The sequence below is a fragment of the Actinoplanes sp. OR16 genome (assembly GCF_004001265.1).
Classification (GTDB): domain Bacteria; phylum Actinomycetota; class Actinomycetes; order Mycobacteriales; family Micromonosporaceae; genus Actinoplanes.
In genome coordinates, this window is sequence record NZ_AP019371.1 from 5,401,119 (window position 1) to 5,414,510 (window position 13,392).

At 70.2% G+C, this 13,392-nt stretch carries 14 protein-coding genes; 10 read left to right on the plus strand and 4 right to left on the minus strand.

Annotation, left to right across the window (positions count from 1 at the left end; all coding sequences use genetic code 11):
• The first annotated feature begins 25 nt into the window (after positions 1-25).
• Positions 26-1,351, plus strand: coding sequence for an MFS transporter (locus EP757_RS24585; protein WP_127549778.1), 1,326 nt, complete (start codon positions 26-28; stop codon positions 1,349-1,351).
• A 160-nt stretch (positions 1,352-1,511) separates the two neighbouring features.
• Here EP757_RS24585 and EP757_RS24590 read toward each other — a convergent pair whose 3' ends face one another.
• Positions 1,512-2,024 (minus strand): CGNR zinc finger domain-containing protein, encoded by a 513-nt coding sequence (locus EP757_RS24590; protein ID WP_127549780.1) that lies wholly within the window; start codon positions 2,022-2,024, stop codon positions 1,512-1,514.
• A gap of 25 nt (positions 2,025-2,049) precedes the next feature.
• Here EP757_RS24590 and EP757_RS24595 point away from each other — a divergent pair, with 25 nt between their 5' ends.
• Both EP757_RS24595 and EP757_RS24600 read left to right on the plus strand, forming a co-directional pair.
• A complete protein-coding gene (locus EP757_RS24595) occupies positions 2,050-3,354 on the plus strand; it encodes an MFS transporter (protein WP_127549782.1) in 1,305 nt (434 codons plus the stop codon).
• Between the two features lie 9 nt (positions 3,355-3,363).
• A complete protein-coding gene (locus EP757_RS24600) occupies positions 3,364-3,822 on the plus strand; it encodes an RICIN domain-containing protein (RefSeq protein ID WP_127549784.1) in 459 nt (152 codons plus the stop codon).
• A 57-nt stretch (positions 3,823-3,879) separates the two neighbouring features.
• On the opposite strand, the gene EP757_RS24605 is transcribed toward EP757_RS24600, so the two are convergent.
• A complete protein-coding gene (locus EP757_RS24605) occupies positions 3,880-4,497 on the minus strand; it encodes a flavodoxin family protein (RefSeq protein ID WP_232049981.1) in 618 nt (205 codons plus the stop codon).
• Between the two features lie 47 nt (positions 4,498-4,544).
• Here EP757_RS24605 and EP757_RS24610 point away from each other — a divergent pair, with 47 nt between their 5' ends.
• The 7 genes from EP757_RS24610 (at position 4,545) to EP757_RS24640 (ending at position 11,381) form a co-directional block, all read left to right on the plus strand.
• Positions 4,545-5,606, plus strand: coding sequence for an iron ABC transporter permease (locus EP757_RS24610; protein WP_174262443.1), 1,062 nt, complete (start codon positions 4,545-4,547; stop codon positions 5,604-5,606).
• Between the two features lie 11 nt (positions 5,607-5,617).
• Positions 5,618-6,568, plus strand: a complete 951-nt coding sequence (locus tag EP757_RS24615) for an ABC transporter substrate-binding protein (RefSeq protein ID WP_127549786.1) — start codon at positions 5,618-5,620, stop codon at positions 6,566-6,568.
• Positions 6,565-7,338: an ABC transporter ATP-binding protein gene (locus EP757_RS24620; RefSeq protein ID WP_127549788.1), complete on the plus strand. Its 774-nt coding sequence runs from the start codon at positions 6,565-6,567 to the stop codon at positions 7,336-7,338. Before EP757_RS24615 ends, EP757_RS24620 begins: the two co-directional genes overlap by 4 nt.
• Positions 7,335-8,033: a class I SAM-dependent methyltransferase gene (locus EP757_RS24625; RefSeq protein WP_127549790.1), complete on the plus strand. Its 699-nt coding sequence runs from the start codon at positions 7,335-7,337 to the stop codon at positions 8,031-8,033. Before EP757_RS24620 ends, EP757_RS24625 begins: the two co-directional genes overlap by 4 nt.
• Before the next feature lie 123 nt (positions 8,034-8,156).
• Positions 8,157-10,070 carry a GMC family oxidoreductase N-terminal domain-containing protein gene (locus EP757_RS24630; protein ID WP_127549792.1) on the plus strand — a complete coding sequence of 638 codons (1,914 nt, stop codon included), beginning with the start codon at positions 8,157-8,159 and terminating at the stop codon, positions 10,068-10,070.
• A 90-nt stretch (positions 10,071-10,160) separates the two neighbouring features.
• Positions 10,161-10,589, plus strand: coding sequence for a VOC family protein (locus tag EP757_RS24635; protein ID WP_127549794.1), 429 nt, complete (start codon positions 10,161-10,163; stop codon positions 10,587-10,589).
• A gap of 87 nt (positions 10,590-10,676) precedes the next feature.
• On the plus strand, positions 10,677-11,381 hold the full coding sequence (locus EP757_RS24640) for an alpha/beta fold hydrolase (RefSeq protein WP_174262444.1): 705 nt from the start codon (positions 10,677-10,679) through the stop codon (positions 11,379-11,381).
• A gap of 52 nt (positions 11,382-11,433) precedes the next feature.
• Here EP757_RS24640 and EP757_RS24645 read toward each other — a convergent pair whose 3' ends face one another.
• Complete coding sequence (locus EP757_RS24645) at positions 11,434-11,961, minus strand: phospholipase (RefSeq protein WP_127549798.1); 528 nt, start codon at positions 11,959-11,961, stop codon at positions 11,434-11,436.
• Positions 11,962-12,135: 174 nt separating this feature from the next.
• On the minus strand, positions 12,136-13,392 hold the full coding sequence (locus tag EP757_RS24650; protein WP_127549800.1) for a TadE/TadG family type IV pilus assembly protein: 1,257 nt from the start codon (positions 13,390-13,392) through the stop codon (positions 12,136-12,138).

Here is a 13,392-nt window from a genome sequence, read left to right on the forward strand (position 1 = left end):
GCGCCGTCACGTGACGATCCCCGCCATGGAGAAAACCCGCCCCTGGCTGATCCTCGCGATCTGCGCCGCGAGCATCTTCCTCGTCGGCATGGACAGCACCGTCGTCAACATCGCCCTGCCGTCGATCGGGAACGACCTCGGCCTCGACATCAGCGAACTGCAGTGGGTCGTCGACGCGTACACCCTGGTCCTCGCCAGCCTTCTGATCACCTCCGGTGCGCTGGCCGACCGGCTCGGCCGGCGCCGGGTGTTCCGGATCGGGCTGGTGCTGTTCGCGGCGGGCTCGGCGGCCTGCGCCCTCGCCCCGACCGCAGGGACGCTCGTGGCGGCGCGCGTCCTGCAGGGCACGGGCGGTTCGATGCTGAGCCCGGTAGCGCTCGCCATCGTGGTCAGCGCGATCACCGACGCCCGGCAGCGAGCGCAGGCGATCGGCGTGTGGGCGTCCGTCTTCGGCCTGAGCATGGCGGCCGGACCGGTGGTCGGCGGGCTGCTCACCGGCGGGCTGGGCTGGCGCACCGTGTTCTGGGCCAACCTGCCGATCATCGCGGTGGTGCTCGTCCTGACCGCCGTCTACGTCCCGGAGTCCCGGTCGCCGAAGCCCCGCCAGCTGGACGTCGTCGGACAGCTGCTGCTCATCGTGGTGATCGCCTCGATGGTGGCGGCGCTGATCGAGGACCCGCTGTTCTGGTGGATGACGATCGTGGCGCTGGCCGCTTTCGTGGCAGTGGAGCGACGGCAGCGCACGCCGCTGATGGACCTCTCGCTCTTCCGCCGGCCGGCCTTCGTCGCCGCCATCGGTAGCGCGGTGCTGGTCTTCGTGGCGTTCAGCGTGACCCTGCTGCTCGGCAGCATGTATGCCCAGCAGGTACGCGGCCTGACCCCGCTGCAGGCGGGACTGACCACGCTGCCGATGGCGATCGGGGCGATCGTCTGCCCGCCGATCGCCGGGTACCTGACCGGGCGGATCGGTCCCCGGCTCCCGCTGCGGATCGCCGGCGCCTGCACGACGGCCGGCGGCCTGATGCTGCTCGGGCTCGACGAGCGGACCGGGATCGGGGTGCTGCTCAGCGCCTACCTGCTGCTCGGCGCCGGCCTGGGACTGGCGAACGCGCCGATCACCAACACGGCCGTGAGCGGGCTGCCGCCGGAGCGCACCGGGCTGGCGACCGGCATCGCGTCGACCGCCCGGCAGGTGGGCACGGCGATCGGGGTGGCCCTGGCCGGCAGCGTCATCGGACCGGACGCGGTGGTCGGCGCGACGTGGCCGGGGTGGGCGCTGGTCGCCGGGTGCGGGCTGGTGGTGGCCGCCGTCAGCGGGTGGAGCCGGTCAGGAAGCGCAGTCCGCGTCTGAGGTACGTCCTCGGGTCGGTGTCCGGTGCTTCGCCCACGGCGGGTACAGCGCCGGCCGAACCCGGCGAGCGGCCAGCCCATCGACGTGTCGATTCACCGCTGTTCGGCCGGGCACTGCGGAGCCCCGAAGACGCGCAGGCCGTCGATGGTCGGACGAGCAGTCAACCGCGGCTCCGGTGGCGGCGGACGGCGTCGCGGTTGGCGCATCGGGGGGAGCAGTAGCGCCGGCGGCCGGTCCGCGAGGTGTCGGCGAAGACGCGGGCGCATTCGGTGACGGTGCAGCGTCGCAGGCGGTGGATGCCCCGGCCGGCCAGGTGCAGGGCGGTTCCCACGGCGATCAGCGAGTCGAGCACGGCGCCGAGGGGCCGGTCGTCGTCACGGTAGTGCAGGTGCCAGCCGCCGGCGTGATCGGTGAGGCGGGGGTAGGCGGCAGCGGCGGCGAGCATCCCGTTCAGGAGGCGGGCGCGCTCGTGATCGTCCGGCGCGTCCACGACGGCCTCCCATCTCGCCAGCGTCGCCGTCAGCTGATCGAGATCGGACTCCGACACCGGCATCTCCAGCACCAGGCCGGCGGCGCGGCAGCGCGCGGCCAGCTCGTCGGCGGTGGCGGGACGGTCGTTCACCAGATCGGCTGCGAGGTTCACGGCATCCGCGCCGTAAGGGTTGAGATGCATAAGACCATTACAGCAGGCTGGCGTCATGGATCGATACCGGTGGGTGGTTCTCGGGGTGGCGACGTTCACCCAGGCGGCCGCGGCGTTCTTCGTGCAGGGGCTGGGCGCGCTGAGTGTGCCGTTGCAGCGGGACCTGGGGATCGGCGCGGCTCAGCTGGGAGCGCTGGTGTCGGCCGCGCAGCTGGTTCCGCTGGCCGGGTTGCTGGTGGCGGGGATGCTGCTGGACCGGTACGACGAACGCTGGGTGGTCGGCGCCGGCACCGCACTCGCCGGGGCCGCCCTCCTCGCGGGCACGCTGGCCCCGGGCTATCCGGCTCTGCTGGTCGTGCTGCTCGTGGTCGGCGCCGGGTACAGCACGGTCCAGCCGGGTGGCAGCAAGTCGGTGGCCTCGTGGTTCGACACTTCGCAGCGCGGCATGGCGATGGGGATCCGGCAGGCCGGGCTGCCGCTGGGCGCGGTGCTGGCCGCCGCCGTGCTGCCGCTGGTGGCGGCCGCTCACGGATGGCGGGCGGCGATCTTCGTGGGCGGTGTGGTGGCGTCGGCGGGCGCTGCCGTGTTCATGACGTTCTCCCGGAGGCCGCCGGTCCGTCCTGTCGTGCAGGCCACCATGACCGCCGGACGATCCGCGACCGCCACCGAACCGCGGGACCGCGGTGGCGAGCCGATGGCCGGCGCTGCGGCCGTCATCGATGAGGGGCGAGCGGCCGGTGATCTGGCGGCGCTCCGGCGGGCGATGGTGAGTGGAGGCTGCCTGGTCGTCGTTCACAGCGCGGTGGGGCTTCTGTGTGTGCTGCATCTGCATCAGACGGCGGGCATGACCGCGGGGGCGGCTGCCGCGGCGCTGGTGGTGGTGCAGTTCGCGGGGGCGGCGGGAAGGGTTCTGCTCGCTGCCTGGAGTGATCGGCTGCGGTCGCGGGAGACGGCGGTCCGAGTGAGTCTGCTGGCGGTTCTGGCCGGACTCGTGCTGCTGGTCACGCCGCTCGGCAGCCGGCCCGGAGCAGCTTGCCTGATCCTCGGATGGCTGGGGTTCTTCGGGATCGGGTGGTACGGGCCGTGGATCGCCACGGTGGCGGAGGCGGCGCCGGCAGGGCGTGCCGGGTCGACGCTCGGGCTCGTCATGACGGTGAATCAGGTGGCGGTGGTGGTCTCGCCGCCGGTGCTGGGCTTCCTGCGTGATCAGACCGGGAGCTTCACGGCGTCCTGGCTGCTTCCGGCCGCCGCGGCAGCCACGGCGCTGGCTCTCACGAGGCCGGGAACGGGTTCGGCAGCGGCGCGGTCCTGGGATGACAAATCCGGAGATATCCGGGTGGGATCGACGCCGAATCCCTAGCATGAGGCCGTGCTGACCCGTGGTGTCCTCGTACCGATGGTGACCGCTGCGATCCTGGGTGGCTGGGAGACCTCGGCGGCCGCCGTCCCGGGGCCGCCGCCGCTGCTGCAAGGGTGGATCGTCACCGAACGCAACCCCAGCCGGTGCCTGACCGGTGGGCCGGTGGGGACGGTGCTGACCACGGCGCCGTGCCGGCAGGGGGACGACGTGCAGGACTTCTACCAGACCAGCGAGGGGCACTTCACCAACGACGGCAACTGTGTCGAGCCCGACGGGGTGGCGCTGCGGGTCGCGAAGTGCACGTACACCGATGACCAGGAGTGGTGGTTCACCGGCACGCTGCGGGCCGGCGAGAACGGCAAGTGCGTCACCGAGACCGCGATCGACCGGGCCGGGGTGGGCACGGTGCGGCTGCGCACCTGCAGCGACAAGGCGAACCGCAAGTGGCGCAACCACACCCCTTGGTGACCGGTCATGTCCGCCGGCTGACGGCGAGATGCCGCTGAATTTCGGAACGCGCGATGATCACGCCGACGGGTATGGGGAAGCCGCCAGTAGGTGGGCCAGGTGGGCGGCGTTGGCGGCGAGGGTCTTCGTGGCGGCGCCGGTGGTGTCCGGCTTCGGGCCGGCGTCCTTGTAGTCCAGACCGCCCATGGCCTCGCCCACCCAGTACGTCGAGGCGGCCCCGGCGATCGTGAACCCCACGTCGTTCAACCCCTGCAGCACTTCGGCGGTCACATGGTGGGCGCCGTCCTCGTTGCCGACGACCGCCACCGCCGCGACCTTGCCGAACACCTTGGAGATGTCCGCGTCGAGGCGTTCGAGGACCATCTTGCACACACTGGACGGCTGACCCATCCAGATCGGCGTCGCGATGATCAGGATCTGCGCGTCCATGATCTTCGCGCGGATCGCCGGCCACTCGTCGCCGTCGCCCTCGTCCACCGAGACGCCGAAGCGGACGTCGTGGTCGACGACCCGGATCACCTCACCGTCGACGTCGTGGTCGGCGAGGGCGGTGAGGACCTCGCGTCCGAGCAGCTCGGCACTGGATTCGGCGGGGGACTTCTTCAGGGTGCACCCGAGCACCACAGCGCGCAGCGTCGTCATGACGAGACGCTTACCCGGCCGCACCACCTTCACTCCGGAAAGATCTTGCTGTTAGGTTGTTGCACATCTTTGGCAACAGCATGGAGGCAGCAGAAGTGGTCAGCGAGGTGCTGAACAAGCAGCGACAGCACACCGCCACCTGGATCATCACGCTGTCCGCCGCCTTGAGCCTCACCACCCTGGTCGCCGTCGGCACCGGTGCCATCGGCATCAGCCCGGCCACCGTCGCGCGGATCATCGCCCACCAGCTCTTCGCCGTCGGCGACGTCACCTGGACGCCGCCCGAGGAGGCGATCGTCTGGCAGGTACGCCTGCCGCGCGTCCTGCTCGGCATCCTGGTCGGCGCGGGACTGGCGGTCTGCGGCGTGGCACTGCAGGCGATGGTCCGCAACGTGCTGGCCGACCCGTACCTGCTCGGCATCAACTCGGGCGCCTCCAGCGGCGCCGCCGCGGCGATCCTCTTCGGAGCCGGCGCGGGATTCGGGCAGTACGCGCTGTCGACGAGCGCCTTCGCCGGCGCGATGGCGGCGTCACTGGCGGTCTTCCTGATCGCTCGCAGCGGTGGCCGCGTCACCTCGATCCGCCTGCTGCTGGCCGGCGTCGCCGTCGGATACGCCCTCTACGCCACCACCAGCTTCCTGATCTTCGCGTCCGGGAGTGCCGAAGGCGCCCGTTCGGTGATGTTCTGGCTGCTCGGCTCGCTCGGCCTGGCCCGCTGGGACGCGCTGCTCGCGGTGGCCGCCGTGGTGATCGGCGGGACCATCGCCTACCTGACGATCACCGGGCGCAGCCTCGACGCGCTGAGCGTCGGCGACGAGACGGCGCACACGCTCGGCATCTCCCCGGATCGGCTCAGGCTGCGGCTCCTCGTCGTGGTGTCCCTCTGCGTCGGGGTGCTGGTATCCGCCTCCGGCAGCATCGGGTTCGTCGGTCTCGTCGTACCCCATCTCGCTCGTCGCCTCGTCGGCGCCCCGCACGTCCGCGTGGTCCCGGTGGCCGCGCTGCTCGGCGCGATCCTGCTGGTCTGGGCCGACGTGATCGCCCGTGTCCTGCTCGCGCCGCAGGAGATCCCGATCGGCATCATCACCGCGCTGGTCGGCACCCCGTTCTTGCTGGTCCTCATCCGACGCCTGCACGCCTGAAAGGCCCATCAATGCGGATATTTCCGGTTCTCCTGGCGGCCACCCTTCTCGGCGGCTGCGGTCTCGCCGGCGAGGAATCCCCCGCAAGCTCCACGATCTCCGTCGAGAACTGCGGCACCGAGGTCACCTTCGACAAGAGTCCACAACGAGTGGTGATGCTCAAGAGCGCTGCCGTCCCCTACCTGCACGCTCTCGGCGTCATGGATCGCGTCACCGCACGCGCCGGCCAGTATCCGAAGGACTACTACGACAGCGCGACCCAGGCCGAACTCGACCGGATCCCGCTGCTCACCGACAAGACCGACACGAGCGGCCACCTCCAGATCTCCAAGGAGGTGGTGATCAGCCAGCAGCCCGATCTCGTCCTCGGCGAGGTCGACAACCTGTCCCGCGACACCCTCGCCGCCGTGGACATCCCGCTGCTGGAGGAGCCCGCTCTCTGCGCGAACGCCACCGGCAAGCCGTCCTTCGACGACATCTACCGCCAGATGGAGAGTTACGGCACGGTGTTCGGGCGCGAGGCCGAGGCCACGACAGCGGTTGCCGCGCTCCGAGCCCGGATGGCGGACATGCAAAGGCCTTCGACGGTACGGACGGCAGCCGTGCTTTATCCCACCGTCGGAGGAGGCGTCACTTACGCCTACGGGTCCGGCAGCATGGCTCAGCCGCAACTCGAGGCGGCCGGGTTCACGAACGTCTTCGCCGGCAGCGCGGAACGAGTATTCGAGGTGACCCTCGAGGAACTGCTGGGCCGGAACCCGGATGTGCTGATCCTGCTCCACAGCGACGGTGACCCGGAGAAGGTCGAGCAGGCGATCACCGGTCTGCCGGGAGCGCAGAAGCTCAAGGCGGTCGCGAACGGCGACCTGATGCCGCAGCTGTTCAACTTCACCGAGCCGCCGTCCCCGCTCGCCGTCGACGGTCTGGAGAGGATCGTCGCGCGGTTCGGGGCGCCCGCATGATCGAAACGCGGGGCGTCTCCTGGCACTACGGCGCCAACCCGGTCATCGACGGCGTGAGTGTGACGGCCCGCCCCGGCCGCGTCCTGGGGCTGATCGGCCCGAACGGCAGCGGCAAGACCACCCTGCTGCGGCTGCTCTACGGCGCGCTGCGCACGCCATCCGGCTCGGTGACCGTGGACGGCGACGCGCTGACCGCGCTCTCGCCGCGCGAGTCGGCCCGGCGGATGGCCGTCGTCGTGCAGGAGACCGGCGGCGAGACCGCGCTGACCGTGGCCGAGATGGTGCTGCTCGGCCGGGGACCGCATCTGTCGGCGTTCCAGCGGACCGGCGCCGCCGATCACGAGGTGGCGGCCCGCTCCCTGGCCCGGGTCGGCGCCACGCACCTGGCGGGACGGCCGTTCGCCGGGCTGTCCGGCGGGGAACGCCAGCGTGTCCTGATCGCCCGCGCCCTCTGCCAGGAGGCCACTCACCTGCTGCTCGACGAGCCGACGAACCACCTGGACATCCGCTACCAGCACGAGATCCTCGGACTCGTCCGCGGCCTCGGCACCTGCTCGGTGGTCGTCCTGCACGACCTGAACCTGGCCGCCCGCTACTGCGATGATCTGGTGCTGCTGGGTTCCGGCGGGGTCGTCGCCGCAGGTGAGGCCTCCGACGTACTGAATCCGGGGATCCTCGAACCGGTCTATGGGATCGGCATCCGCCGGCTGGAGATCGAGGGCTCGCTGCATCTGCTGTTCGAACCGCTGCTGGAGGAGATCACCACATGACCGCGCAGGACCGTATCAACGACTACTGGACGGGCCGTGCGCCGGCCTATGACGCGTATCAGCAGCGGCCGGAGCGGGTCGAGGCCGACACCGCCGCGTGGGCGGAGATCTGGGAAAAGGCTCTTCCGGCGGCGCCGATCGACGTGCTCGATGTGGGTACGGGCAGCGGTCACGTGGCGATGACCATCGCCGGACTCGGCCACCGCGTGACCGGAATCGATCTGTCGCAAGGGATGCTGGCCGCGGCCCGCAAGCACGCTGCTCTCGCCGGCGACGCTCCCGATTTCCGGCTCGGTGACGCCGTCGCGCCGGACTTTCCGGACGGCAGCTTCGACGCGATCGTGGGCCGCTACGTGATGTGGACGCTGCGCGAGCCGGCCACCGCCGTGGCGAACTGGAAGCGCGTGCTGCGCCCCGGTGGCCTGGTCGTCATGGTGGACAGCGCTTGGTTCCCGGACGGTCTCGACGACGAGACGCAGCCCGGCGTCACCGCCTTCTACGACGCCGAGGTGCGCTCGCTGCTGCCCCTCGCGGCCGCCAAGTCGATCGACGAGACGGCCCTGGCACTCGCGAACGCCGGCCTGTCGGACGTCACCGTCACCCCGCTCACCACGATCTTCGAGCTGGACCAGCGGTATGGGGTCTCGCCGGGGCATGAGGTCCAGATGCAGTTTCTGATCAGCGCCCGGGTCTAGCCCTCCGGCAGTGGCGTCATCGGCGCAGTTCCCGTGGTGCCGAAGTATTTTGTTAACGGGCGATCACCCATAGATTGATGGGCGCACGGCACCGACTTCTCCACCGAAGTAGGAGGACGCCTCGTGACCCCTGATCAGATTCAGACTCTTCGCCTGCTCTGCGACACCATCGTCCCGCCTCTCGAACGGCCCGGCGACACCGACGGATTCTGGGCGCGCCGGGCCACCGACGTCGGCGCCGACCAGGGTGTGCTCGCCATGATCTCGGGGATGCCACCCGAGCAGCAGGCCGGGATCGCCGCCCTGTTCGACGCGCTCGCCGCGAACGGATTCCACGACGCGCCCGGGCCGGTGCTCGCGGCGATCACCCAGGCCTCGCCCGAGGCCGCCGCCGGGATCGGCGCGCTGACCAGCGTGATCCTGCTCGTCACCTACGGGATCACCGACGCGAGCGGGCACAACCCGTTCTGGACGACGATCGGCTATCCCGGCCCGGTCGACCCCGGCGCGCCCGCCGCGGAACCGGAGATCACGCCGCTGCGGCCGGACGGCGACGTCGAGCTGGAGGCCGACGCCGTCGTGATCGGCTCCGGCGCCGGCGGTGGACTGATCGCCGGGCGGCTCGCCGCGAGCGGCAAACGCGTGATCATCGTGGAGGCCGGCCGCTACAGCACCGAGGCCGATTTCGATCAACTGGAGCTGGCCGCGTACCAGCGCTCCTACTGGCGAGGCGGCCCCACCCCGACCGGCGACGGCAACATCACGCTGATGGCCGGCGCCGGACTCGGCGGTGGAACGGTCATCAACTGGACGAACTGCATCCGCACGAAGGATCACGTCCGGCAGCAGTGGGCCGACGAGCACGGCCTCACCGACGTGGCGACGCCCGAGTTCGACAAGCACCTCGACGCGGTGTGGCGGGAGATGTCGGTAAACGATCGCTGCTCCGAGTTCAACAAGATCCATGAGGCGATGCAGCGTGGCGCCGAGAAACTGGGCTGGTCGTTCGCCACCGTCCACCGCAACTGGGACGAGAAGCGGCACGACGCGGCGATCGCCGGTCATCTCGGGTTCGGAGACCGCTCGGGGGCGAAGCAGTCGACGCTCAAGGTCTACATCGAGCCGGCGGTCCGCGATCATGGAGCGCAAGTGATCGACAATTGCCGTGTCGACCGGATTCTGACGGAGAACGGCCGCGCCACGGGAATCATCGGGACTGCCGGAAGCGCCGCCGTCATCGTCCGCGCCCCCATCGTCGTCCTCGCCGCCGGCGCCCTCGAATCGCCGGGTGTGCTCTTACGGTCAGGCATCGGCGGCCCGGCAGTCGGCGACTACCTCAGGCTGCATCCCTGCACGGTCACGATGGGCGACTACGGCACCGACATGCGCGGCTGGTGGGGCGCCCCGCAGGCCGGCCTGATCAACGAGTTCGCCGCGGTCGAGGACGGCTACGGCTTCCTGATGGAGAGCGTGCAGTACACCACCGCCCTGGCCGCCGGCTCGATCCCGTTCATCTCCCCGGAGCAGCACAAGGAGGCGATGGCGACGTTCCGCAACAACGGCTCCTACATCGGCCTGATCCGGGACCGCGGCCACGGCCGGGTGACGCTCGACGAGTCCGGCAACACGGTGGCGTTCTACGAGCTCACCGACGAACTCGACGTCCGCAACGCCCGGCGCGCCATCGAGGCGGAGATCCGGTTGCACCACGCGGCGGGCGCTCGCCGCATCCAGCTGTTCGCGCACGGTCTGGCCGCCTGGGAGCAGGGTGACGACCTGGAGGACTACATCGCCCGGGCCACGTCGGTGCCGCTGCGAGCCGGCGGCGCCACCCTGTTCGCCGCCCACCAGATGGGCAGCTGCCGGATGGGCGCCGACCCCGCCACCAGCGTCGCCGATCCGCGCGGCGAGCTGCACGACACCCCCGGCGTCTGGATCGGCGACGCCTCGGCCTTCCCCACCCCGTCCGGCACCAACCCGATGATCACCGTGATGGCGCTGGCGTCGAGGACCGCGGAGAACATCCTCGGGGCCTGAGCCTCATCCGGACTGCCCGGCCGCCCACGGCCGGGCAGTTCCTCGGCCCAGCGGACACGTTCCGACCGCTATTCCGGCAAATCTGGGTTCATGACTCTTGACCGCTCGGGATCCCGGATCGACCACCTCAACGTCGCCGTGCCCGATCTCGCCGCCGCCGTCGCGTTCTACGAGCCGGTGCTGGCCGCCATCGGCATCACGAAGATGCTGGAGATCCCGCCGGACGCGACGCCGAACCAGCCGGCAGCCATGACCGGCTTCGGTCTGGCGGACGTCAAGCCGTACTTCTGGCTGATCGACGGCGGGACCGTCGGCACGAACATGCATCTGGCCTTCACCGTCGACAGCCGCGACGACGTGGCGACCTTCTACCGAGCCGCCCTGGCGGCCGGCGCGACCCCTCTGCTGGAACCCGCGCTCCATCCGGAGTACCACGACGACTACTACGGCGCCTTCGTGACGGATCCGCACGGCATCAATCTCGAGGCGGTCTGTCATCGCGCACGGGAAGCCGGGTAGTTCTGCGTTACTTCTGCCTGGTGAAGGCCCGCCCGAGCGGCTGGAATGGGAGTGCAAGGAAGTTTCCATCACGGGAGAAGGCACTACATGAAGCCCACGATCGTCCTCGTCCACGGCGCGTTCGCCGAGTCGGCCGGCTGGAACGGGGTCATTCAGCAGCTGACCGCCGAGGGCTACCCGGTGATCGCGGCGCCGAACCCGCTGCGCAGCGTCTCCGGTGACGCGGCCGGCGTGTCGGCGCTGGTGTCCACGATCGACGGCCCGGTCGTGCTGGTCGGTCACTCGTACGGCGGCGCGGTCATCTCGAACGCCGCGACCGGGCACGACAACGTGAAGGCGCTGGTCTTCGTCGCGGCGTTCGCGCCGGAGGCGGGGGAGAGCATCGGGTTCCTGTCCGGCAAGTTCCCGGGCAGCACGCTCGGTGAGACGCTGCGGGAGGTGCCGCTCGCGGACGGCAGCGTCGACCTGTTCATCCGGCCGGAGAAGTTCCACCACCAGTTCATCGCGGACGTGCCGGCTGACGTGGCCGCGCTGGCCGCCGCCACGCAACGCCCGCTGAACACGACGGCGCTCAACGAGGGTTCCGGCGAGCCGGCCTGGAAGAACCTGCCGTCCTGGTTCGTCTATCCGGAGCTCGACCTCAACATCCCGCTGGCGGCGCACCGGTTCATGGCCGAGCGGGCCGGCGCGCGGACGACGGTGGAGCTGCCGGGCGCGTCGCACGCGATCCCGGCGTCGGAGCCGGCGGCGGTCGCCGAGACGATCCTGCGGGCGGCGCGTTCCATCGCCTGAGGTACGGGGGGAAGGGCCGGGGTGGCGACTGCCGCCCCGGCCCGTCACATCGTCAGCGAGCCGCGGCCAGCGCGTCCGCCTTGATCTTCGCGGCCTTCCGGATGTCGGCCGCACTGACCGACGCCACCGAGCCGAACAGCGACACCGCCTGGTAGTACGTCCAGGCCAGACTGGTGCACGCCGGCCGGACCACCGACGAGTACGTCGCGCACTTCCGCTTGAGATCCTCGTAGAACGCCGAGTCGACGCGGCTCTTGTTCGCCGCGAACGTGCCGATCGCCTTGTGGTTGCGGTACCCGAAGTCGTGCCGGTGGCAGGACAGCTTGAAGTCGAATCCCAGGGGATTGTCCGGGCTGGACGAGCAGTAGTCGGTGCTCCAGTCGAACCCGTACGCGGACCATGCTCCTTGGTTCTGCCGGGCCGCGTTCCAGGCGTTGTAGCTGGAAGCGCTGGTCTGCGTGAAGGACGACAGGACGGCTGCCTTCTCGGCCGCGGTCACGGCGTAGGCGGGGGCGGCCAGGCCGAGCACACCGAGGACGGCGGCGAGCAGGATGGCCAGACAGAGACGGACAGAGCTCATGAGGGCTCCTTACGGACGGCCCGCCGGTGGCGGCGGGCGCGAACGGTGGACGCCCAGGCCCGCCGAAGTTACTCGCCGGTCACCTGAACGCTCCCTCAGTCTGCGTGCTCTCCGGGACCCCCAAGGCATCAACGCATGACGATTTAATGATCGGCGCGGAAACGGACGGGAGGATCAGCCGGTGCGGCCGATGATGGTGGCGCCGTACGTGCCGGTGCCGGTGCCGAAGCGCGGCTGATGCGTCGGCACCAGCGTCTTCGTGAAGTAGCCGTAGATGCAGCCGCTCGCCACGTCGCACAGGATCTTGACCAGGGCGTCCAGCAGATTGCCGCTCAGGATGCTGCTCACGCCGCCGAAGAGGCCGCCCAGCAGCCCGGAGAAGCCGGTGATCTGGAGCGGTGCGAAGCCGACGATGTGGTACTGCGGCGCGATGCTGAGCAGCTCCTGCTTGATCGTGTCGAAGATCGGTACGAGGACCGGCTGTTTCGACGCGATCAGACTCTGCATCCGGGCCGTGCACTTGTTGGTGCCGCCGATGGTGAGGCCGCCGAGCAGGAACGACCGGGGATAGTCGCCGACCTTGAGGTCGATCTCGCAGTTGGCGTCCGGCATGACCGGGTTCCAGATGTCGTTGCCCTGCAACCAGGCGTATCCCCGCGGCGACGCGTCGAGGGCGGTGCAGGTCGGGAGCGGGATGCCGAGGATCTGTGCCGGCAGGACCGCGGCGATCGGTTCGTCCTGGCCCGGTTTCGCCGCCGTCATGCCCAGCATCGGGAAGAGGCCGAGCGCGCCGACCAGGTTGTCGAGAGGTCCGTAGTACGTCGTCCCGTTCTTCGTCATCCGCTTCCAGTCACAGAGCGAGATGCCCAGAGCGAGGACTTTTCGTACGGCCGGAGGCCCCCAGGCGACCCGTGCACAAGCGCCCACGGACTTGCCGGTGAACGTGCCGCCGGTCGCTGCCCTGGCGAACGCCGGAGGAAGGATCGTGCCGGTGGGCGTCAGGGTGGTGGTGCGCACCTCGACCCAGGTTCCGGCGGACTCGCCGGCGGCCGGTGCCGGCACCGGCGGGCAGGCGGCAGTGGTCTTCCAGGCCGGGCACGGCGTCGTGAAGCTGAAGCAGATCTGCGCGTCGGCGAGGCCGTCCTTCGCGTTCTTCTTCGCGTAGTCGACCGCCACCGGTGTCTGGTCGGCGATCGTGCACTTGGCCGGGGTGGCGACGCAGTTCAGCGCGATCTTCATGGAGGCCGCGTCGGCGCCGCTGATCAGTTGCTCGCGTTCGTGCCAGGCCATGCCGACGTCGATGACGATGGCGCCCATGCCGAAGATGACGGCGTTGCTGAGGAACAGCGCGACGATCAGCATGACGGCGCCGTGGTCGGAGTCGCGGGCGGCCTTCCATTCACGGTGTCGCCGGCGCAGTCGCCCGAACAC